The organism is Thioclava sp. F28-4, assembly GCF_002020045.1.
GTDB lineage: Bacteria > Pseudomonadota > Alphaproteobacteria > Rhodobacterales > Rhodobacteraceae > Thioclava > Thioclava sediminum.
Genome location: NZ_MPZQ01000001.1, coordinates 493,056 through 515,396 on the forward strand (window position 1 = coordinate 493,056; position 22,341 = coordinate 515,396).

The following is a 22,341-nucleotide window of genomic DNA, read 5'->3' on the forward strand; positions in this document are numbered from 1 at the left end:
TCATGTCACAACACGCGCGCGTCGTCATTATCGGCTCTGGCTCGGCCGGACTGTCTGCCCTGCGCGAAGTGCGCCATGCGACCTATGACTTCCTGATCGTCAATGACGGCCATTGGGGCACGACCTGCGCCGAAAGCGGCTGCATGCCCTCCAAGGCGCTGATCGAAGCCGCCAACGCCTTCCACCGCCGCCATGATTTCGAGGCCTTCGGGATTTCCGGGGCCGAGGCGCTGCGCATCGACGTACCCGCCGTGATGGCGCGGATGAAACGGATGCGCGACGGGTTCACGAAATCGCCGCGCGCGGTGCCCAAAGCCCTTGGCGACAAAGCGATCTCGGGCCGTGCGACGCTCCTCGGCCCGAACCGGATCGAGATCGCGGGCCATGGCGAAGTGACCGCCGATGCGATCATCCTCGCGACGGGCTCCTCGCCGGTGGTGCCCGGGCCGTGGAAGACCTTCGGCGAGCGCATCCTGACCACCGACACGCTGTTCACCCTCGACGATCTGCCCAAGCGGATCGCGGTGATCGGCATGGGCGCGATCGGGGTGGAGCTGGCACAGGCGATGGCCCGGATGGGGATCGAGGTCGCGGGCTTCGATGCGTTGGAAAGCGTCGCTGGCATGACCGACCCCGAGGTCGCGGCACTCCTGCGCGACGCGATCGCGGCGGAGTTGCCGCTGCATCTGGGCGCCCCGGCGGAGATTTCCGAAGGCAATGCGGGCAGCCTGATCGTGAAAGGCGCAGGCGGCGCGGAATTCGAGGCCGATGCCGTGCTCGCCGCGATGGGCCGCCGCCCCAATATCGCGGGGCTCGGGCTGGAGACGCTGGGCGTGCCGCTCGACGATCACGGGATGCCCGAGGTCGACGCCTCCACCACCCAGATCGGCGATCTGCGGGTGTTCCTCGCGGGCGACGCGAATGCGATCCGCCCGATCCTGCACGAAGCCGCCGACGAGGGGCATATCGCGGGGCGCAACGCGGTGGCCGACACCCCGCGCTGCTATCGCCGCCGGACCTCGATGGCGATCGCCTTCAGCGCGCCCAATGCGGTGCGCGTGGGGCAGAGCTTCAAGGATCTCGACGGGCAGGACATCCTGATCGGAAGCGCGGATTTCGCGACGCAATCGCGCGCCCGGCTGGCCGAGGAAGCCTATGGAATGATCCGCGTCTATGCCGAGCCTGAAACCGGCAAGCTGCTGGGCTGCGAGATGGCGCTGCCCGAGGGCGAGCATTTCGCGCATCTCTTCGGCCTCGCGACCCAATCGGGCATGAGCGCTTTCGACATGCTGGCGATGCCCTTCTATCACCCCGTGATGGAGGAAGGTCTGCGCAGCGCGCTGCGCGAAATTTCCAAGCAGCTTCCCGAGGAAGACCGGTCGGACCTCTCCGATTGCCCCGAGAAAGGGCATCCGGCACTCGACTAAAGGGCTGCGATCTCGGCCACGCGCGCGGCATTGTCGGGCGCGGTGGTCCCGTCCGCCATCACCAGCGAGTTCTCGAACCCGACCCGCGCCTTGCCGCCCTTGGCGAGCGCATTGCGCAGGCAGTCGGTCTCGCCCGAGCCGAAGGCGCAAATCGCCCAGTCGGGGGTGATCGCCTCGGCCTGCATCCAGTCGAGGAACGGATCGAGCATAGCCGGCGTCGAGACCTGCCCCGCGACATAGCGGCCCATCACGAAGATCAGTTGCAGCCAGGGATCGCGCAACAGGTGATCCGGCAGAACATGCACCAGCGCCTCCGCATCCTCGCGGGAATAGAGAATATGCTGGACCTTGATGCCGCGCTCGGCGGCCTCCTCATAGAATTTCATCGCCTGCAATTCGTGGTCGCGCAGCATCTCGCGCGCCGAGACCGAGACCATCTGCGCGCCCGAGTTCAACGCGACATAGCGCTGATGCCCCGGTTCGTAGCGCCCTGCGGCCTCGGTGGTGATCTGGATCGCCATCTGGCCCAGAAGCGGGCGCAGATGAGCCAGCGCCTCGGCATAGGCGCCACTATCGAGCAGATGCCCGCCCGCGTCGTCGCGCAGATGCAGATGCAGCGCCCCTGCCCCGGCGTCGCGGCAGGCCAGCGCGGTCTGCGCAATCTCGTCCAAGGTGATCGGCAGCGCCGGGTGATCGGTCTTCGTCTTGGTCGCCCCGTTCGGCGCGACCATGATATGCGGCAGGCTCACCCGAGAACCTCGCGGATCGCGGTGCCGAGCTTGTCCACCAATTCCCCGATCTGGTCGTCGGTGATGATGAAGGGCGGCGCGAGCAGGATGTGGTCGCCGCGCTGGCCGTCGATCGTGCCCCCCATCGGATAGCAGACGAGACCGGCCTCGAAGGCCGCCGCCTTAAGCTTCTTGTTGATTGCCTTGGCCGGGTCCATCGGCTCTTTCGTGGCACGGTCGGCCACGATTTCCAGCCCGCGGAACATGCCGCGCCCGCGAATATCGCCGATATGCGGATGCTGGCCGAACGCCTCGCGCAGCGCCGCGTCGAGCACTTCGCCCTGCTGCGCCGCCCGCGCGACCAGTCCGCCCTCGGTCAGCTTCTTCAGCACCGCGTCGCCCGCGGCTGTCGCGGTCGGGTGGCCGATATAGGTGTGGCCGTGCTGGAAGAAGCCCGAGCCGTTGACGAAGGCGTCGTAAATCTCGGAGGTGCAGAGCGCCGCCCCGATGGGCTGGTAGCCCGCACCGAGCCCCTTCGCGATGGTGACGATATCGGGCGCGATCCCGTCCTGCTCGCAGGCGAAAAGCGTGCCGGTCCGGCCCATCCCGCACATCACCTCGTCGAGGATCAGCAGGATGCCGTATTGGTCGCATATCTCGCGGATGCGCTTGAAATAGCCCTTCACCGGCGGCACCGCGCCCATCGTGGCGCCGACGACCGGCTCGGCGATGAAGCCGATCACGTTCTCCGCCCCAAGGCGCTGAATCTCGGCCTCCAGCTCGTTGGCGACGCGCAGACCGTATTCCTCGGCGGTCTCGCCTTCCTCGCGCCAGCGGTATTCATGCACGGGCGCGATGTGGCTCACGTCGATCAGCAGCGGGTTGAACTTCTCCCGGCGCCACGCATTGCCACCAGCCGCCAGCGCGCCCAGCGTGTTGCCGTGATAGGACTGGCGGCGCGCGATGAAATGCGACCGGCTCGGCTCGCCCTTCTCGACGAAATACTGCCGTGCCATCTTCAGCGCGCTCTCCACCGCCTCCGATCCCCCGGACGTGAAATAGACGCGATCCAAGCTCCCCGGCGCGTGAGCGATGAGGCGATCTGCCAGCCGTTCGGCGGGTTCGGAGGTGAAGAAACTCGTGTGCGCGAAGGCGATATTGTCGATCTGAGCCTTGATCGCCGCAGTCACGTCAGCGTCAGAGTGACCGAGGCAGGACACCGCCGCGCCCCCGGACCCATCGAGATATCGCTTCCCGTTGGCATCGAGAATGTAGATACCGTCGCCCTTTACCGCCAAGGGCGGATTGGACTTCGTGTGGCGGGGGAATACGTGACTCATATCGGTCCCTCCTTCGGGACAAGAATGCGTGAGGATCGCTGATTACCCCATGAAACATATGTTTTACGCATTGACAATATATGAAACAATTGAAACGGTCACCTCAACGCGATAACTGGTGATGGAACCTGGGGAGGAGCATTGTCCGGCAGTTTCGAACAGCGATTGGCTGCGCAATATGGCAACCTTTCCACGCGCTTGCGTGAGGCGGGAGACTATATCGCAGACAACCCGGTGAGCATCGCCACCCGTTCGCTGCGCACGCTGGCGAGCGAATCGAACCTTGCGCCCGCGACCTTCACCCGCCTCGCCCATGCGCTCGAATACGAGAATTTCGAAGAGCTGCGCGAGACCATGCGCGACCAGATCGGTCGCCGTGTGTCCCCCTTCGCAGACCGCGCCGATCGGCTGCAGAAGGATGCCGTCGATCCGCAGAGCAGCTTCCTAAACCGTTATGCCGCGGCCACGCAGGACAATATCGCAGCCCTGACCGCCGCGATCGAGCCGGGACGACTCGAGGCCGTGGCCGACAAGCTCGCCGCCGCGCGCCGGGTGGTGCTTCTGGGTGCGCTCGGTTCGACGGGGATCGCGGAATACACCGCCTATATCGCCAATTTCCTCGGCGATAACTGGGAGCTGGGCGCGCGGGCGGGTTCGTCTCTGGGCGCCACGCTTGCCGGGCTCGACGAGCGCGACGCGGTTCTGGTCATCACCAAGCCGCCCTTCGCGCGCTCCACCATCCGCAGCGCGATCCATGCCCATGAACAGGGCGCCTATGTCGCGCTGATTACCGACAGCCGCAGCTGTCCGGCGCTGCACGCGGCCGATGAGACCTTCATCGTGCCCACCGACAGCCCGCATTTCTACACGAGTTACGTTGCCACGCTGTTCTTGCTCGAAGCAATTCTGGCGCTGGTGGCGAAGCGCGCGGGACCCCGCGCAACCGAACGGATCGCTGAGGTCGAACGGCGCAACAGGCTTCTCGACGAAGTCTATGCGCGCTGACCGACGCGGGCCGTATCTTCGAACCGAGACCCAAAAACGACCAACGGGAGTTACTCAATGAAAAAGTTCTTCAAACTCGGGGCCATCGCGGCCGTCGCCGGTGCGCTGTTCGCGCCCGCGGCGAACGCAGCCGACGAGACCTTCATCACCATCGGGACCGGCGGTGTGACCGGCGTTTACTACCCGACCGGTGGCGCGATCTGCCGCCTGATGAACAAGAGCCACAAGGAAACCGGCGTGCGTTGCTCGGTCGAATCCACCGGCGGTTCGGTCTACAACATCAACACCATCCGTTCGGGCGAGCTGGACTTCGGCATCGCCCAGTCGGACTGGCAGTACCACGCCTACAAGGGCGACTCGAAGTTCTCCGATCAGGGTCCGTTCGAGAAGCTGCGCGCGGTGTTCTCGATCCACCCCGAGCCCTTCACCGTCGTCGCGCGTGCCGATAGCGGCATCAAGAACTTCGCCGACCTCAAGGGCAAGCGCGTGAACATCGGCAACCCCGGTTCGGGTCAGCGCGGCACGATGGAAGTGCTGATGGACGCGATGGGCTGGAAAACCTCGGACTTCGCGCTCGCAACCGAGCTGAAAGCCGCCGAGCAGTCGAAAGCGCTCTGCGACAACCAGATCGACGCGATGGTCTACACCGTGGGTCACCCCTCGGGTTCGATCCAGGAAGCCACCACCTCGTGCGACGCGACCCTCGTGAACGTCACGGGTGACGCGGTCGACAAGCTGGTCGCCGACAACCCCTACTACGCGAAAGCCACCATTCCGGGCGGCATGTATCGCGGCAACCCCGACGACACGCAGACCTTCGGTGTGCGCGCGACCCTCGTGACCTCGGCCGATGAGCCCGATGATGTCGTCTACGCTCTGGTGAAGTCGGTCTTCGACAACTTCGACGAGTTCAAGAAGCTGCACCCGGCTTTCGCGCATCTGACGCCGGAAGAAATGGTCACCAAGGGCATCTCGGCTCCGATCCATCCGGGCGCTCTGAAGTACTATAAGGAGCAGGGCTGGATCAAATAAGCCCTGCACATACCTGGGCGGGCGCGCTTGCGTGCCCGCCTTTTTTAGTTTCAGCTTTAAGATCATGCCGGAACAGGCGGACGGCCCTGTGGGCCGCTAGGGGGAACGATGGCGGAAAATCGCGCCTTGAACGAACAGGAATTACAGGAGCTCGTCCAAGCTTCTGACAGCGGGGCACGCAGCCCCAAGGGTTGGGTCGGGCTCATGGTCGCCGTTGTGGCGCTGAGCTGGTCGATCTTTCAGGTGCTTCTGGCCTCGCCCATCGGGCCGTATGTGCTGCCGGGCGACCTGATCAACAACGCCCGCCAGATCCATCTGGCCTATGCCATCTTCCTCTCGGCGATGGCGTATCCGCTGTTCAAATCCTCACCCAAGGACCATGTGCCGTGGTATGACTGGATCCTCGCGGTCGGCGGTGCGCTGCTCTCGATGTACGGCTATTTCTTCTACCAGAAGATCGTCGACAATGGCGGGCTCGCGGATATGCAGGACGCCTATATCTCCGTCCTCGGCATCATCTTCCTCTTCATCGCAGCCTATCGCACGCTCGGGCCCATCATGGTCCTGCTGGCGATCGTGTTCCTGTGCTACGTCTTCTTCGGCTCGTCAGAGTTCTTCCCCGAACAGATCCGCTGGGCCGGCGCGAGCCTGCGCAAAGCCATGTCGCATATGTGGATCACCTCCGAGGGGGTGTTCGGCATCGCGCTTGGCGTCTCGACCAAGTTCGTCTTCCTCTTCGTGCTGTTCGGCGCGCTCTTGGAGAAAGCCGGCGCGGGCAATTACTTCATCCAGATGGCCTTCGGCGCGCTCGGCCACCTGCGCGGCGGCCCGGCAAAAGCCGCCGTCGTGGGCTCTGCCGCGACCGGCCTGATCTCGGGCTCGTCGATCGCGAACGTGGTCACCACCGGCACCTTCACCATTCCGCTGATGAAGCGCGTGGGCTTCTCGGCCGAAAAGGCGGGCTCGGTCGAGGTGGCATCTTCGGTCAACGGCCAGATCATGCCCCCGGTGATGGGCGCTGCCGCCTTTCTGATGGTGGAATATGTCGGCATCTCCTATCTGGAGGTCATCAAACACGCCTTCATCCCGGCGATCATCTCCTACATCGCACTGTTCTACATCGTGCATCTCGAGGCGGTGAAGAACCGGATGCCGACGATCGGCGACCGCGTGGTCTCGGTCTGGCGTACGGCCTTTGGCATGTTCGCCTTCTTCGCGGGTTTCGCGGCCCTGTGCTACGCCACCCAATTCCCGGTGCGCCTCATCACCTCGATGGTGCCCGAGGGCGCGGCCTGGGTTCTCGCCCTGCTCGTCGTCGTGGTCTATCTCGGCCTCATCTGGGTCGCTGCGAAAGCGCCCGATCTGGAGCCGGACGATCCGAATTCGGAAATCGTGAAGCTCCCCGAGATCAAGGACATCTACAAGGCGGGCCTCTACTACCTGCTGCCGATCGTCGTGCTGGTCTATTTCCTGATGATCGAGCGCAAATCGCCGGGCCTGTCGGCCTTCTGGGCCTCGTTCCTGCTGTTCTTCATCCTGCTCACGCAGAAACCGCTCAAGGCGATGTTCCGCGGCGAGAGTGCGCCCATGAGCCGCTTCCGTGAAGGCGTTCTCGACCTGATCGGCGGCATGATCGACGGCGCGCGCAACATGATCGGGATCGGTCTGGCCACGGCCACCGCCGGGATCATCGTGGGCACCGTCTCGCTGACCGGGATCGGTCAGGTGATGGCCGATTTCGTCGAGTTCCTCTCGGGTGGCAACCTGATCCTGATGCTGATCTTCGTGGCGATCCTGTCGCTGATCCTCGGGATGGGCCTGCCGACCACCGCGAACTACATCGTCGTCAGCTCGCTGATGGTGGGCGTGGTCGTCCATCTGGGCGCGCAGTCGGGCCTCGTGGTGCCGCTGATCGCGGTGCACCTGTTCGTGTTCTACTTCGGGATCATGGCGGATGTGACGCCACCGGTGGGTCTAGCCTCCTTCGCGGCGGCGGCGGTCTCTGGCGGCGATGCGATCAAGACGGGCTTCACCGCCTTCTTCTATTCGCTGCGCACGGTCGCCCTGCCCTTCGTGTTCATCTTCAACACCGACCTGCTGCTGATCGACGTGACCTGGTATCAGGCGATCTTCGTCTTCATCGTGGCGACGATCGGCATCCTCGTCTTCACCGCAGGCACGATGGGCTGGTTCGTCACCCGCTCGCGGATCTGGGAGACGGTGGCGTTGCTGCTGATCGCGTTCACCCTGTTCCGTCCCGGCTATTTCATGAACATGATCGAGCCGCCCTATAACGAGGTGCCGCCTGCCAATATCACGCAGCGTCTCGACAAGGCGCCGGTCGGTCGCGAATTGCGGCTGGTCTTCTCGGGGCCCGATTATACGACGGGCGATCCGAAGGACATGACCGTGCTGGTCAAGGTGCCCGAGGGCGCGACGGGTCAGGACCGGCTCGACAAGCTCGGCCTGAGCTTCACCGAGACGGACGGCAAGATGGTCGCGGACGAGCCGATGTTCGGCACGGAGTTGCAGACCAAACTGCAGGGCTTCGACTTCTATGGCGACAATCCCGTCACCCTGTCCAATGTGAAGGTGCCGAACGACCAGCTCCCCAAAGAGCTGATGTTCATCCCCGCCTTCGCCCTTCTCGCGCTCATCGCTTTCCTGCAAAATCGGCGAAAGGAAGACGATGACGCAGCCTTTGCTGAAGGAGAACCGGCATGACCAATACCATTCTCTGCGCGATCGACATGAACCGCCCCAAGACCGAGCGCAAAGTGCTCGAATGGGCGGCGCGGCTGGCCAAGATGGAAGACGCACAGCTCGACGTGATCACCGTGGTGCCAGATTACGGCTCGGCGGTGGTCGGGGCCTTCTTCTCGGACGATCACACCGCGAAGGCGAAGGAGCATGCACGCGAGCTGCTGCATGACTTCGTCGCCGAGGTGGTCGGCCCCGAGGTGAACGCGAAGGTGCGCCACATCGTGGGCGTCGGCACCGCCTATCACGAGATCCTGTCGCTGGCCGAAAAGGACGGCGCGGACTTGATCGTGCTCGGGGCGCACCGCCCCGATCTCAGCGATTACCTGCTCGGTCCGAACGCCGCACGGGTCGTGCGGCACTCGAATTGCTGCGTCTTCGTCGTGCGCTGAGCGCGCGACCGACGCCGAAAGCTAAGGGCGCGCCCGGACGATGGGCGCGCCCTTTTTCTATCGAAGCCCGGATCAGGCGGCCCCGGAACAGGCTGCCCTAGATCAGGCGGCGGTGTGCAACTGGCGCGGGGCCGACTGAGCTGCGATCACACAGGCTTCGGCCATTTCGCGACGCCGCTGGGTGGAATATTCCGCAGGCATCCGCAGCGCCGCGTATTGGCGCCCATCCTCGTCGTTGCGATAGGTCGGGCCCATCCGGCTCACATCGTAGCCAAGTTGTCGCAGCGCGCGCATCAGGGCGAGCGAGGAGAGGCAGATCAACTCGTCCGCGCCGCGCTCCTTCGCGCGCTCCACCAGCCCGTCGACGATCAGCCGCAGACAGGTCGACCGTTCCGCTTGCGTGGTCAGCGCGTCGGAAATCACAAGCCGCGTGCATTCCCAGACCGTCTCGCTCGCGATTTCGGTCGGCAGGATTTCCGGCGGGATATGGGGCAGCTTCCCCAGATGCGCGTCGCGCAGCATATAGGTATTGCCGCCCCAGATCGCCGCGGTGGACATGACCCGTGCCCCGCCCACCACCTGCCCGTCCTTCTGCACGAGCGAGTAATGCGCCAGAGGCGTATCGTATTGATCCATTTCTACTTCGTCGTTATGCGGCACGTCCCAACCGAGCGTGTCGACGAAGACCTCCTTGCGCAGGCGCAGGAAGTCGTAAAAAGCGGTGCCGAAGCGGTGAAGTTGCGAAAATTCGAAAGTGCAGTTTTGCATTGGAGCCTCCTTCTGGATAGCTCCATCGAAACCACGTATTTGTGAAAAATTCACTCTTTTAGGTTGTATATACCTAGATCAGTCGCCTTGAAGTCGCGATTGCGAGCATTTCAATCGCATTTCGCGCCCCCAGTTTTCGGCTTGCAGAAGACAGCCGCGCTTTCACGCCGCTTTCGGAAATTGCGAGTTCCGCGGCGATCTGTTTGATCAAGAGCCCGTCGGCGCGGAAGCGGATCGCCTCGAGTTCGGCATCCGTGAGCGAGCGCTGCGAGGCGTCGACATGCAAGGCCTTGAGCATCTCGAAAGCTTCATGAAGCTCCGCATCGGTGAAATCGCGGTCCGACCGGAACAGGACCGCGTGGCTGCGTCGCCCGGCATCGCTTGGCGTGTTGTAAGAGATTGTGGCAGCGTAGGTCAGCCCCATCCGTCGGGCCATGCCGACGACGTCTCGGGGATCGTCCTCCAGGTCGACCCAGCGCACGTAACCGACATTGTGATAGACCCAGTGCATCGAAGGATCCTGCACGACCAGACCTTGCTGGGTGTACATGTCGACCCAGTCGCTGTTCAGACGGTTGAGTTCGGCTTCGGGAAATGCATATCCAACCCTGAGCGCGAGGTAAAACCCGGCCGGGGCGATTTCATTCAATCGCTTTTCGCAATCCCTCAGTTCCATATTCTGATGGTCAATTCACTTGCACTCACTGCGGTCGCAGCCTACCGTCGCACGCGTCGCTGCAGCCTTGTACCAACAACCTAAAGACGAATTCCCGTGATGGAAACAGCAAACCGCAAGGAAATCGCCAGCCTGCTAGAGGACCTCGGGCAAACCTGCGACACCGGTTTCGCATTTGCCCTGCATATCCGCTTCACTCGCCCGAACATCCTTTATCGCACATATCCCGAGCCGTGGATCGACGAATATAGCGAAAAGGGCATGATGATGGACGACCCTGTCGTCCTGTGGGGCTTGCAGCATGTGGGTATCGTGCGGTGGGACGATCTCGATGACCCCAAGGGGGTTCTGAAAGGTGCGAAATCCCACGGACTTTATAATGGCCTGACCTGCGCAGTGCTGGAGAACGGCTCGCGCTCGATTTCGGGGTTCACCCGGTCCAGCGCCCCCTTCTCCGAGGACGAAGCGCAGGACCTGCTTGAGAAGACCCGGCGCCTGCACAACCTGACGACGGGCCTTTCCGACCTCTGAGAAAAGGCGCTTTTGCCCTTCTCTCGGCTCGATTGTCCAAGTCGAATCAAGGGATAGGCGCGAAGACGACAAGTCGAACCGGCAGCGCCGAACTCAACCTTAGCGTGCAAACTTCATCTATCGGAAGGTAGATTTTTTTCGGCCTTCCGAATTTCGGTCGAAATGCTTTGCTTTCGCTTGATCGGCCCGAAAATCGCCCCCTACCCTTTTGAAATATCTGAAATCGGGATCGACGGGCCTGGTCCGGCCCAGAGCGATTAAGTTGACCTCAAACCGGACTGGGCAGTCGTTGCCGTTCTTCTGTGGGGGGAGAACATGACGCATCTGCCACGTTTCGAGACGCAAGATATCTCTTGGGCGCCGCCGCGCCGGCATAAAGGGCAGTTGCGCTGTCTGGTTGCCGGAGGGGCCGGGTTTCTGGGGTCGCATCTGTGCGACCGGCTGATCGAGGCCGGTCACTCGGTGATCTGCATCGACAACCTGCTGACCGGGCGGACAAAGAATATCGCCCATCTCATGGAACATCCCGATTTCACCTTCCTCAGGCATGACGTCATCGCGCCGCTGCAGATGTATGGCGAGCTCGACCGGATCTACAATCTCGCCTGCGCGGCCTCGCCGCCGAAATATCAGCTGGATCCGCTGCACACGTTCCAGACCTGCGTCGCGGGGTCGATGAACCTTCTCAGCCTAGCCGAGCGGACCGGCGCACGCATCCTGCAGGCCTCGACCTCCGAGGTCTATGGCGACCCGGACATCTCGCCCCAGCGCGAAGATTATCGCGGTCGGGTGAACACCACCGGTCCGCGCGCCTGCTACGACGAAGGCAAACGCGCAGCGGAGACGTTGTTCCACGACCTTCAGGCCATTCGCGGCATCGACACCCGCATCGCGCGGATTTTCAACACCTACGGGCCCCGTATGGACCCCGAGGATGGGCGCGTGATCTCGAATTTCGTCACGCGGGCGATCCGTGGCGCGCCGCTCCAACTCTACGGCGGCGGCACGCAGACGCGCTCGCTGTGCTATGTCGACGATCTGATCAGCGGGCTGGTCGCTCTGATGGAAAGCGAGACGGTTGGCCACGATCCGGTGAATCTGGGCAATCCGGGCGAATATACCGTCGCCGAGCTGGCCCATATCGTGCGCGACATGTGCGAAAGCCGCGCGCCGCTCGTCGTCTCGGATCTGCCGCTCGACGATCCGATGCAGCGCTGTCCCGACATCACCCGCGCCGAGACCCGGCTGGGCTGGCGTCCGGAGATCGCGCTGCGCAGCGGTCTCGTGCCGACCATCGCCTATTTCCGCGCAGAGATAGCGGGCGTTGAAACCGCAACCGCCCCGATAACCGCAACGGCCGCCGAATGATCCAGCGTCCCGACATACGCGCTGCGATCGAGGCCGGACACCTCGCGCCCATCCTCACACCGAGGCAGGCATTGCGCTATCGGGTGCTGTTTGCGCTGTGGATGCTCGCGACGGTCTATTTCTGGAGCTGGTGGCTCACGCCGTCGCATATCCTTGCGACGGTTCCCTATTTGATACTCACGGGTGTGCTGATCTGGCTTCTCGCAATGCAGATCTACTTCTTCGTGATCTTCCTGCAGGCGGTCCGCCCCTCCTCGCCCCTTCCGGAGCCGGGTCGGTGGCGCGTCGCGATGATCACGACGAAAACTCCATCCGAACCCTTTTCGGTCGTTCGTCGGACATTGGAGGCGATGCTCGCGCAGGACTATCCGCATGACACGTGGCTCGCCGATGAAGCGCCCTCGCCCGAAACGCGCGCATGGTGCAAGATCCACGGTGTGAAGATTTCCAGCCGCCACGGCATCGCGGACTACCACCGGCAGGAATGGCCGCGGCGGACCCGCTGCAAGGAAGGAAACCTCGCCTATTTTTACGACCACTGGGGCTATCGCGATTATGACATCGTAAGCCAGCTCGACGCCGATCACGTCCCGCAACCGGGCTATTTGCGTGAGATGCTGCGCCCCTTTGCCGATGATGCGGTGGGGTATGTCAGTGCACCGTCGATCTGTGCGTCCAATGCCAAGGAAAGCTGGGCCGCGCGCACGAGGCTCTATTTCGAAGCAGCCTTCCACGGAGTTTTTCAAGCGGGCTACACTGCAGTATTCGCGCCGATGTGCATCGGCTCTCATTACGCTGTGCGCACCTCCGCGCTGAAGGAAGCTGGCGGTCTTGGTCCCGAACTCGCGGAAGATCACTCGACCACGCTCCTGATGAACGCGGCGGGCTGGCGCGGCGTTCACGCGATCGACGCGATTGCGATCGGCGATGGCCCGGCCACGGTGACCGACCTGATCACGCAGGAGTTCCAGTGGTCGCGCTCGCTGCTGAGCCTGCTTCTGCGCTACATGCCGGACTATGTCGGCAAGATGCCGTGGCGGCTGAAGTTCCTCTTCGTGCTCTGCCAAAGCTGGTATGTCTTCTTCGCGCTCTCGATGTCGATGATGTATGTCGCCCCGATCATCGCCATCAGCTTCGACATGCGCTTTGCCGACGTGACTTATCCCGCCTTTATCGGACATGTGCTGCCCGCAGGCACGGTGACGCTGATATTCGCCTTCATGCTGCGGCGCGATCAGTTCTTCCGTCCGCGCGACGCCAAGATTATCGCGTGGGAGAAAGCACTCTTCGTGATGATGCAATGGCCTTGGGTGCTATGGGGCTGCATCATGGCCGTCTATGACAGGCTGTCGGGAAAATTCGTCGATTTTCGGATCACACCGAAAGGCGAAGCCGCCTCGACGATGTTACCCGAGCGGATCATCGCCGTTTACGGTGGACTGGCCCTGGGTGCCTTGCTGCCAGTGCTCTTGATCGACGACGTCAGTGAGGCGCGCGGGTTTTACCTCCTCTCCATGTTCAACGCCGCGTTCTATTTCGTCTTGCTGAGTGTGATCTTCGGCGCGCGCGCGCGCCGCGTTCAGATCGATTGGCGCGGCTGGCCGCGCGATATGGCGGTTCAGATGGGCACGCTGAGCGTCATCGTCTCGCTCAGCTTCGGAGCCCTTTGGCTCCGCGGCGGCGAAAGCGTCTACGCGCTCATGATCGGGCTGAAATCGGTTCAGCTCGCAAAGGTCGAATACATCGTCTCGGGGGCCGGCATGGGCGCCCCGGGACAAGCGAAGTTCCACGTCAAACCGAGCTGGAAGTGACGGGGCTTCGCACTGAAAAGGAGGAGACTGACATGGCTAATGATTTGATGACCCGTCGCGAAATGATGGCCGGTGCCGCGGCGTTGGGACTGACAGTATCGGCGCGGCCGGCGTTCGCTGCGGATGTCAGCGTGCCGCCCGGCTCCTTGCCGTTCGGGGTCTATGATCCCGATGGTGACTTTGCGGATCTTTCAGGCGTGGTGATCGAGCACCTGTTCCTGCCTTGGGAGGACGTTTTCCTTCCCTCGCTGAACGATGCCGACAGCTACGCGCTCGAACGAAACCGCGCGCTTCTGGTGACACTGGAGCCCTGGACATGGTCGCGCTCGGAGCGCAACACGGCGCAATATCTGCGCCGCGGCATCGAGCGGGGCGAATACGACGCCAACATGATCGCGGTGGCCGATGTCCTAGCGACGCTGCAAAGCCCGGTCACGCTGCGCTTCGCCCATGAGATGGACGATAAATCCGGCCAGTTCATCTGGTCGGACTGGAACCCCGACGACTACATCGCGGCCTATCGCCGGATGACCGACGTCGCCCGCGACCGGGCGCCGAAGATCAACCTGATGTGGTCGCCGCTGGGCGACGAGAACATGGGCGACTATTACCCGGGTGACGATTACGCCGATATCGTGGGCCTCACGGTCTTCGGGCTGCAGGCTTGGGACCAGGCCAAGTTCGGGCGCGATCAGACCTTCGACGACATCTTCGCGCCCCGCTACGCGCGGGCTGCAACCTATGGCAAACCGGTGGCAGTGGCCGAGCTCGGCTATGTCGGAAACCAGTCCTATGTCTCGATGTGGCGCGACCGAGTGCGTCAGGAATTGCCGGACTATCCGAGCCTCGTCGGTGTAAGTTACTTCAACCAGCGCGAGGTTTACCCGTGGCCCGAAGGCTTCGGCGCGCCGGATTGGCGAATCAAGAACCAAGTTCTGACCTGAGCCACCATAGGTAGTGGCGATTTTTCGCCTACAACACCACTGCTAGACAAGACATTGAAGCTGCGCGGGAATTTCTCTCGCGCAGCCTCTTTGCATTTCGCCACAAATCCGCCTGCTTCCCGCCACGTCACCTACCAACTTGACCCGTAGGCTGAGATCGACCAATCCTGCTGGCACGAGGACGCAATCGGCCCTCTTCCGCGCAGACGGGAGGGGTCAGACCGCAACGTGAGCAGACAGGATTACAGTTCCGATGACGTTTTTATCCGTGAAAGCGGCCCGCCTTGTCGTGGCCGGCCTGATCTTTGCAGCCCCGCTGAGCAGCGCCCATGCGCAACAAGCTGGCATGCTGGACCTCAAACCGATCCGTGTTTCCGCCAAAAGCACCGCCGGTCAGGGCGGCGCAAAATTTGACTGGCTCGCCGGTCGCACCAGCAAAGCGCAAGCCACGCCGCGCGTCGTTCAGACCCGGTTTATCGGTAAGGGCAAATGGATTTGCTCGCCCGCCGGTTTCGGCAAGAAAGCAAGCTGCTTCCAGCGCTGAACGCCGCCCCTGCGCTTTAAGTGATGGCCCTGCCGCGACAGGGCCACGTCACGCTCATTCGGCGGGGAAACCCACGGTGCAGTCGATCCCGGCGGGCAGCTTGCCTTCGGGATTGGGCAATGCGAGGCGCACCCCGAACGTGTCCGACGCCGCATCGAAGACCTTGTCGACGACGCTCACCGTTGCGTCATACTCGCCGCCCACGGGTGCTGCGGGATAGACTTTCAGCACCTGATCCTTCTTGACGCGGTCATACATCGACGTCGGCAGGAAGACCTCGACATGCAGCGGGTCGATCTGCGCGAGCTGTGCGATCGGCGCTTGCGAGTAGACATATTCGCCCGGCCCCATCATCCGCGTGATCACCAGCCCGTCGATCGGCGAGCGGATCTCACGCCGCGCCAGCTGCGCCTCCACCCTTTGCAGATCGAGCTTCGCCAGATGTTGGTCCATTTGGGCCGAGCGCAGCTCCAACTGGGCCACTTCGGCATTGGTCTGGGCCTCCTGCACCTGCGCGTCGGCCATCACGTTTCGCTTGCCCATCTCGGTCGCGCGGTCGGCGGCCTTTTGCAGCAGCGCCACTTTGGAACGCGCGATGTCGATCGGTCCCTCATCCTGCGCACGCTCCTTCGCATAGGTCAGCTGCGCCTCTTCGGCCTTGGATTCCAGTTTCGCGATCGGGTCGCCCTTCTTCACGGTATCCCCGCGCGAGACGAAGACCTGATCGATCACCCCGTCCACCGCCGAGCCGATCTCGAGCACCTGCCCCGGATCGATCAGGCAATCGAAGCGCTCCTGATCCTGCGCGAGCGCCGCGCCGGGACCGATGGCGAGAAGGAGGGTGATGGAAGTAAGCCGCATGGGTGGTCCCTTTCAGTTGCCCCTGCCGCTGAAGGCGAGCAGGTCTTCGAGATTGTCGTCGGCGCGCAGAAGCGCCTTTCGCACACCGGAATGGCGCGCTTCGGTCGCACGTTGTGCAAGCCGGGTCACAGGCGCCCCGATAAGCCACGGCACGCGTCCCGTCCCGCCCGAGAATGTGCGGATCAGGCCCGAGAGCCGCGTGCCGTAGAAGACCCGCAGCAGATCGTCGTCGAGCGAGACGAAGGTGACGAAAGTCCCCGGATCGCCCTGCCGTCCGCAGCGCCCGAACAACTGGCGGTCAATGCGGCGCGCGTCGTGACGACCGGTCGCGATGACATGCAGCCCCCCGAGGTCGCGCATCTGTTGGTCGATGCGGATATCGGTGCCGCGCCCGGCCATGTTGGTCGCGACAGTGATCCGCCCATGACCGCCCGCTTCGGCGATGATATGGGCCTCGTGCTCGGTCTCGCGCGCGTTGAGCACGCGATGCGTCAGCCCCTCTTCGGTCAGGAGCGCGCTGATCTCTTCCGAGGCGGCGATGGATTGCGTGCCGATCAGGATCGGACGGCCCGTCATATGGACGCGCTTGGCCTCGGCCAGCACGGCGCGCCATTTCTGATCGGCAGTCGCGTAGTGCCGCTCGCCGAGGTTCTTGCGGCGCGAGCGGCGGTTCGTCGGGATGCGCTTCGTGCGCAGCCGGTAGACCGCGCGCAGCTCGCCCGAGACCTCGGCCGCGGTCCCGGTCATGCCCGCCAGCGTCAGGTAGCGGCGGAAGAAGCGTTGGTAAGAAATCCGGATCAGCGTCTCTTGCCGCCCCGTGATCTCGCAGCCTTCCTTCACCTCGATCATCTGATGCAGCCCGCGCTCCCACGAGCGGTCGGACATCACGCGGCCTGTGTATTCGTCGACGATCTGAACGCCCGCCTCATCGACGATGTAATGCTTGTCGCGGTGATAGAGATGCAGCGCCGAGAGCGCCTGCCGCGCCAGTTCCTCGCGATGGATCTCGGTGACCCAAACCCCGCCGAAATGCGCGCTGAGCTGGCGCAGCCGCGCCTTGCCCAGATCGGTCAGTTCGACCTTCCATTCCTTCTCGCGCACCGTGAAATCGCGCGGCCGGGTCAGCTTGCGCCCGATCTCGACGGCGCGCTGATAGGTCTGCTCCAGCCCCGAATGATCGCCCGCGCGCGTGATGATCAGCGGTGTGCGCGCCTCGTCGACCAGCACGCTATCCGCCTCGTCCACGATCGCGTAGCACAGCCCGCGCATCAGCAGCCTCTGCCGTTTCGGATCGGTCTTCGACAGCCCCTCCAGCGCCATATGCAGCGCGCGGGTCTCTCCCTCCAGCACCAGCCGGTCCTTGAGGTAATCGAAGGCCAACTGCTTGTTCGTGCAGTAACAAATATCGCAGGCATAGGCCGCCTGACGCTCCTCGGGGCTCAGACCTTCGACGATAATGCCGACGCTGAGACCCAAAGCCCGATAGAGCGGCCCCATCCATTCCGCGTCGCGCGCGGCAAGGAAATCGTTCACCGTCACGATATGCACCGGCACGCCCGAGAGCGCCATGATCGCGGCAGGCAGCGTGGCGGTCAGGGTCTTGCCCTCGCCCGTGTCCATCTCGGCGATCCGGCCCCGCAGCATCGCGCGCCCGCCCAGAAGCTGGACGTCGAAGGGGCGCATCTGCAGCGAGCGTTCGGACTGGATGCGCACCAGCGCGAAGGCGCGGGCCACCAGATCGGCGCGCAGCCCCTTCACCCGCAGCTTCTGCGCCACCTCGACGCGGGCCGCGTTGAAGGCATGCGCCTCCAGCTTCACCAGCGTCTTTTCCTCCTTCGCGACACGGCGCAAAAAGCCCGCGCCTGCCGCCGATTTGATCGAGAAGAATTGCGACACCCGCCCCACCGCGCTCGCCATCACCCGGTCGAGCGTGCCGAGGCGTTCATCCTCGCGCTCGGGGTAGAAGGCGGTCAGCAGACCGGGGCGCTGGACGAGCATCTCAGACATCGTAGAGCCTCAGGAACAGCTGGCGCAGCGCGCGATAGGCCTGAAACCCGATCGGCAGAGTGCCATGCGAGAAACGCACCTCGACGCGACGACCTAGCAGCGGCAGCGCCGCATCGGGGGCCATCTCCAGCTCGAACTCGAAGACCCGTTGCAGCGTGCGCAGCCCCTTGGTGTCGCCCGGATCGACCGGAACCGTGCCGCCGCCCTGCAGCCCCAGCGCGGGCGTCGGCAGGTCGCGGATGCCGCCGGGCACTTCGCGCACGATGGTCGCGGGATAGCTCTGCCCGCCATACTCGACCGGCATCACATCGACGCGGCCCGTCGCATTGCGCACCAGATCGACATCGTCCTGACCAACGACAACGCGCAAGGCCGCCGTGTCTTCCTCGGTCAGAACATAGGAGATCACCTGCCCGCGCTTGGCGAAACGCCCCTGCAGATCCTCGCCATTGGGCACCACGGCCAGACCCGCCCGCGGCGCGCGGATCGACAATTCGTCGAGCTGCTGGGCGAGCCGGTTGCGGTCCTCGCGGGTCGCGGAAATCTCCGCCGCGATCATCTCGGCCTCGACCCGGTCGGTGCGCACCGCCGCCTGACGCTGCAATTCCAGCCCTGCCAGTTGCGAGTCCAGCACATCGAGCCGCGCGCTGAGCAGCGGATCGTCGAGCTTGATCATCACCTCGCCCGGCTGCACCGCATCATAGGTCGCAACCGGCACCTCGGTCACAAAACCGCTCGTGCCGACGCGCACCTGCGCCTGCTCAGAAGGCCATGTCACGCCGCTGACGACGGATCGGTAGGGTGCGGGCAAGACGAACAGGATCACGAAGAGCGCGGCAAGGATCGCGCTTGTCACAAGGACCGCACGCGGCCTGTTGGAGCGGAGTTTCGGGCTGGAAGACAGAAAGGACATGGATTTGCCTATGGGCACGAGGATCTGCGTCGTGATCGCCCAAGCCGCCAGCAGCACGCCGATGAAGAAGAAGCGGCCGGCGATATAGGTGATGATCGCGAACATGATGAAGAGGCGATAGATGAAGGCGGCGATCCCGTAGAACAGGAACCAGCGCTTCTCGGCGGGCAGCGAGGTGACGGGCTCCGCCTCCTTCATCCCAAAGAGATATTTCTGCGCGAGATAGGCGTAGTAGCGGTTGGCCCGCTGGCCGAGATTAGGGATCTCCAGCCAATCGGCGAAGACGTAATAGCCATCGAAGCGCAAGAGCGGGTTGCCGTTGAACAGAAGCGTCGAGACGCCCCCGATCAGCATCACGTTATAGGCCACCGCATGGGCCGCGCCGGTCTCGGCATTGAGCCAGACGAAGAGCGCGATCGAAGCGAGGAACAGCTCCACCATGATCCCGATGCCGCCGACCAGCATCCGCTGATACTTGTCACGCAACGCCGAGGCGGCGGAGGCGTCGACATAAGGCACCGGCACCAGAACCAGCAGCATGATCCCGATTTCATGGACCTCGCCGCCGTTCTTCTTCACCGCGTAGCCGTGGCCCAATTCGTGAAACGCCTTCACCACCGGATAGACCAGCCAGAGCACGAAAATGTTCTTCGGCGTCAGCACCCGGTCCGCGATATTGTCGGTGATCGCACCGAAATTGATCGCGGCGAAGATGAAACCCGCGAGCACGACCAGCACCCAGATCACCGCGAAGGTGCGGGTAAAGAAGGGGCGCACGAAGGGCATGGTGCGGGTCAGGAAAGCGTCCGGGTCCCAGATCGGGATGCGGATCGCGAGCGGCGACCAGATCTTCTGCTTGATCTGCATCGACTGGTGGCGCTGGTAGCGGCGGAACAGCTCGCGCCCGTCGGGCGGCACGTCGCAGATCAGCGCGTCGGCTGCGTGCAACTGCCCCATCAGCCGGATCGCCTCGTCCTGCGTGGGGGCCTTCTCGCCAAGCTGCTCGTTGGTGGTGTTCCACAGCTCGTCCATCGTGCGCTTGCCGTTCATCAGCCCGACCAGCCGCCACGCAGCCGGCGAGATGCGATGGAAGCGCCCCGTCGCGATGTCCTGAACCACGAACCAGACGCGCCCGCGATAATCGTGCCGGTGGATCGCGACATGTCTACGCAGGCGCGGTTTGAGATCCTTCACCCGATACCAGGACGGAGAGAAGAGCGAGGTGGCCATGTCACGGCCACCAGGACCAGAGCGTCATGCGCACCCAGAGAACGATCCGCCGGGTCCAGATCCAGACGAGGCGGTGTTCCTCGACCTCGATCTTGGCGACCCCCTCCATGCCCGGACGCAGCGCATTGATCGGCCCGTCGGTCACGGAAGCCTCGACGAGAAACTTGTTCGCCCCGGCTTCGGCATTGGAGATCGGCGTGATCCGGTCGACCTGCACTTCGATCGGGGTGTCGGGCAGCGAGGCCAGAATGAGCGCGCCGCTCTCGCCCGCTTTCACATCCTTCACGTCGCGCTCGTCCACACGCAGCATCACGCGGTAATCATCGAGGGGGGCGACCTGGAACAGAACGTCGCCGCGCTCGATCGGCGCCCCCAGTGCCTGCGTCAGATCGCCCGAGACCACGACCCCGTCGAAGGGCGCCTTGATCACCATCCGCCCGATCTCCTGATCGAGCAGTTCGATCTGCGCATCCGCCTGTTCGATCTGGCTTTGCAGGATCAGCGCCTTGGCGCGTTCGCGCTTGGCCATGGCTTGCGAATATTCGCGGGTCTGCTTGGACTTCTGGCTTTCCCATTTCAGCCGCTCGAGCCGCAGGTCGCGGTCGTCGAGCTTGGCCATCACCTCGCCCGCCTTCACGATATCGCCAGCGCGCGCATCGGCCTCGGCCAGATAACCCTCGATCGGCGCGGAGATCGCGCGCTGGATACGACCCTCGATGGTCGCATCGGCAGTCACGCGATACATGCCCTTGGCGAACCACGCGAAGGCCAGCAAAGCGACCAGCGCAATCGCGGCCAGTTTCAGAGCCGCATGATTGGGGCCGAACAGCGCCTTGAACGTATTGACGCTCGCATCCCATGTCTTCGCGGGCAGCCAGCGGTCCTCGCGCCGCTTGATCGCCAGAACGGGGCCGAGCAGCACGCCCGCATATTCCGCCATCTGGATCGTGTCGCGCCCGAACGGCTCGCCCGCCGGGCGTTCCAGCACCAGCGCGCCGACCAGCTTCTTGTCCTCGGTCAGCGGCACCGTGCAGAGCGTCGCCCCGCCCTCGGTTTCCGACAAGGCCGCATGGGCGCGCAGCACCCGTTCCGAGCCGTCCTCGGGCGGCGGATAGCTCAACACCGCCTGCTGGTCGATCGCCTCGTCCATCGCCGCCTCGATGGCACGCACGAGGTTGGACCGCTTGCCGAAGCTCGCGGAATTCGACAGCGCCCGCACCCGCGCGTGGCGCCCGCGGGTCAGGCCGATCGCGACCAGTTCGCAATTCAGAACGCCCGCGAGTTCCGAGGCCACCGCCGTCGCGGCTTCGGTGAAGCGGTCGTAATGCAGGCTGGTCGCGAGCAATTCGATCACCGAGGCGAGGCTGTCGCCAGAACCGCCCTGCTTGCGGCGCAAGAACGCCTCGAGCCAGCCCGAGCCCCATTGCAGCTGATCGATCGCAAGGTCGGTGCGCGCGTCCGGGTCCGCGCCGATCTGGATCGCCGCCGCACCGCGCAGTTGACCCTCCATACGGATCGGCACCGCAATGGCCGCGCCGCCCTCGCTCAGCGTCTCGATCACCATGCGCTCGGCATGGATCGCGCCGTCGATGGCTGCCATCAATTCGCGTTTCGGTTTCGCATTCTCTGGCCAGACCGCGGCGGGCTCGAACCGGCTGCGCCCGATCCCGGCCAGCACCACCAACCCTTGTTCCAGACCTGCCACCTGTCGGGCCATCGCGGCCAACCAAGCCTGCGATACCTGCGCGCGGTCTGTCCCTGCTTTCAGCCTGCCGAGGGTCTCGGAATCCAGAAATACCGAGCCCGTCGCCTCGCCAGACGTTGTCCCTGCATGTTGCTGCAAAATTGCTCCCTCGAGGGTGCTCCCCAGCGCCCTTCCCGTGTCCGCTTATGTCCCTGAAAGTGCCGATTGAACGGCCAAACTTGCTTCCTTACGCAAAGTAAACGAGCAGTTCTGGATTCAATCAAGAAAAAACGTGGCAGTTGAACGCATTGGCCCCTGCG

Annotated in this window: 18 protein-coding genes; 10 read left to right on the forward strand and 8 right to left on the reverse strand. The window is 63.7% G+C overall.

Translation table 11 applies throughout. The features are described from left to right. The first annotated feature begins 2 nt into the window (after positions 1-2). The gene (locus BMI87_RS02370) at positions 3-1,427 is read left to right on the forward strand and encodes a dihydrolipoyl dehydrogenase (RefSeq protein ID WP_078519553.1); all 1,425 of its coding nucleotides are present in this window, start codon (positions 3-5) and stop codon (positions 1,425-1,427) included. Here the strand turns inward: BMI87_RS02370 and BMI87_RS02375 are convergent. Together BMI87_RS02375 and BMI87_RS02380 are read right to left on the reverse strand one after the other, a co-directional pair. Then, complete coding sequence (locus BMI87_RS02375; protein ID WP_078519554.1) at positions 1,424-2,176, reverse strand: 3-keto-5-aminohexanoate cleavage protein; 753 nt, start codon at positions 2,174-2,176, stop codon at positions 1,424-1,426. The genes BMI87_RS02370 and BMI87_RS02375 overlap by 4 nt on opposite strands. Next, positions 2,173-3,495, reverse strand: a complete 1,323-nt coding sequence (locus tag BMI87_RS02380) for an aspartate aminotransferase family protein (RefSeq protein WP_078519555.1) — start codon at positions 3,493-3,495, stop codon at positions 2,173-2,175. The genes BMI87_RS02375 and BMI87_RS02380 overlap by 4 nt, the downstream gene beginning before the upstream one ends. 141 nt (positions 3,496-3,636) lie before the next feature. Here BMI87_RS02380 and BMI87_RS02385 point away from each other — a divergent pair, with 141 nt between their 5' ends. From BMI87_RS02385 to BMI87_RS02400, 4 genes are all read left to right on the forward strand, one after another. Next, the gene (locus tag BMI87_RS02385) at positions 3,637-4,500 is read left to right on the forward strand and encodes a MurR/RpiR family transcriptional regulator (protein WP_246832629.1); all 864 of its coding nucleotides are present in this window, start codon (positions 3,637-3,639) and stop codon (positions 4,498-4,500) included. A gap of 57 nt (positions 4,501-4,557) precedes the next feature. Beyond that, the gene (locus BMI87_RS02390) at positions 4,558-5,532 is read left to right on the forward strand and encodes a TAXI family TRAP transporter solute-binding subunit (RefSeq protein ID WP_078519556.1); all 975 of its coding nucleotides are present in this window, start codon (positions 4,558-4,560) and stop codon (positions 5,530-5,532) included. A 108-nt stretch (positions 5,533-5,640) separates the two neighbouring features. Beyond that, positions 5,641-8,256 (forward strand): TRAP transporter permease, encoded by a 2,616-nt coding sequence (locus BMI87_RS02395; RefSeq protein WP_146681483.1) that lies wholly within the window; start codon positions 5,641-5,643, stop codon positions 8,254-8,256. Continuing rightward, positions 8,253-8,684 (forward strand): universal stress protein, encoded by a 432-nt coding sequence (locus BMI87_RS02400; protein ID WP_078519557.1) that lies wholly within the window; start codon positions 8,253-8,255, stop codon positions 8,682-8,684. Before BMI87_RS02395 ends, BMI87_RS02400 begins: the two co-directional genes overlap by 4 nt. 102 nt (positions 8,685-8,786) lie before the next feature. Here BMI87_RS02400 and BMI87_RS02405 read toward each other — a convergent pair whose 3' ends face one another. After that, positions 8,787-9,452 (reverse strand): acyl-homoserine-lactone synthase, encoded by a 666-nt coding sequence (locus BMI87_RS02405; RefSeq protein WP_078519558.1) that lies wholly within the window; start codon positions 9,450-9,452, stop codon positions 8,787-8,789. A gap of 73 nt (positions 9,453-9,525) precedes the next feature. Next, positions 9,526-10,101: a response regulator transcription factor gene (locus BMI87_RS02410; protein WP_168175144.1), complete on the reverse strand. Its 576-nt coding sequence runs from the start codon at positions 10,099-10,101 to the stop codon at positions 9,526-9,528. A 126-nt stretch (positions 10,102-10,227) separates the two neighbouring features. On the opposite strand from BMI87_RS02410, the gene BMI87_RS02415 reads away from it, so the two are divergent. The 5 genes from BMI87_RS02415 (at position 10,228) to BMI87_RS02435 (ending at position 15,326) form a co-directional block, all read left to right on the forward strand. After that, on the forward strand, positions 10,228-10,659 hold the full coding sequence (locus BMI87_RS02415) for an autoinducer binding domain-containing protein (RefSeq protein WP_078519560.1): 432 nt from the start codon (positions 10,228-10,230) through the stop codon (positions 10,657-10,659). A 315-nt stretch (positions 10,660-10,974) separates the two neighbouring features. Next, on the forward strand, positions 10,975-12,027 hold the full coding sequence (locus BMI87_RS02420) for a UDP-glucuronic acid decarboxylase family protein (RefSeq protein WP_078519561.1): 1,053 nt from the start codon (positions 10,975-10,977) through the stop codon (positions 12,025-12,027). Continuing rightward, complete coding sequence (locus BMI87_RS02425) at positions 12,024-13,838, forward strand: glycosyltransferase (RefSeq protein WP_078519562.1); 1,815 nt, start codon at positions 12,024-12,026, stop codon at positions 13,836-13,838. Before BMI87_RS02420 ends, BMI87_RS02425 begins: the two co-directional genes overlap by 4 nt. 32 nt (positions 13,839-13,870) lie before the next feature. After that, on the forward strand, positions 13,871-14,782 hold the full coding sequence (locus BMI87_RS02430; RefSeq protein WP_108722301.1) for a glycoside hydrolase family 26 protein: 912 nt from the start codon (positions 13,871-13,873) through the stop codon (positions 14,780-14,782). A gap of 268 nt (positions 14,783-15,050) precedes the next feature. Next, positions 15,051-15,326 (forward strand): hypothetical protein, encoded by a 276-nt coding sequence (locus tag BMI87_RS02435; RefSeq protein WP_143593777.1) that lies wholly within the window; start codon positions 15,051-15,053, stop codon positions 15,324-15,326. Positions 15,327-15,380: 54 nt separating this feature from the next. Here the strand turns inward: BMI87_RS02435 and BMI87_RS02440 are convergent, their stop codons facing one another. From BMI87_RS02440 to BMI87_RS02455, 4 genes are read right to left on the reverse strand one after another with little or no spacing between them, the layout of a single operon-like run. Continuing rightward, positions 15,381-16,187 (reverse strand): efflux RND transporter periplasmic adaptor subunit, encoded by an 807-nt coding sequence (locus BMI87_RS02440; RefSeq protein WP_078519564.1) that lies wholly within the window; start codon positions 16,185-16,187, stop codon positions 15,381-15,383. A gap of 12 nt (positions 16,188-16,199) precedes the next feature. After that, positions 16,200-18,194: a preprotein translocase subunit SecA gene (locus BMI87_RS02445; protein WP_146681484.1), complete on the reverse strand. Its 1,995-nt coding sequence runs from the start codon at positions 18,192-18,194 to the stop codon at positions 16,200-16,202. Beyond that, a complete protein-coding gene (locus BMI87_RS02450; protein WP_078519565.1) occupies positions 18,187-20,337 on the reverse strand; it encodes a hypothetical protein in 2,151 nt (716 codons plus the stop codon). The genes BMI87_RS02445 and BMI87_RS02450 overlap by 8 nt, the downstream gene beginning before the upstream one ends. Before the next feature lies 1 nt (position 20,338). Further along, the gene (locus BMI87_RS02455; RefSeq protein WP_146681485.1) at positions 20,339-22,054 is read right to left on the reverse strand and encodes an efflux RND transporter periplasmic adaptor subunit; all 1,716 of its coding nucleotides are present in this window, start codon (positions 22,052-22,054) and stop codon (positions 20,339-20,341) included. Between the last annotated feature and the right edge of the window lie 287 nt (positions 22,055-22,341).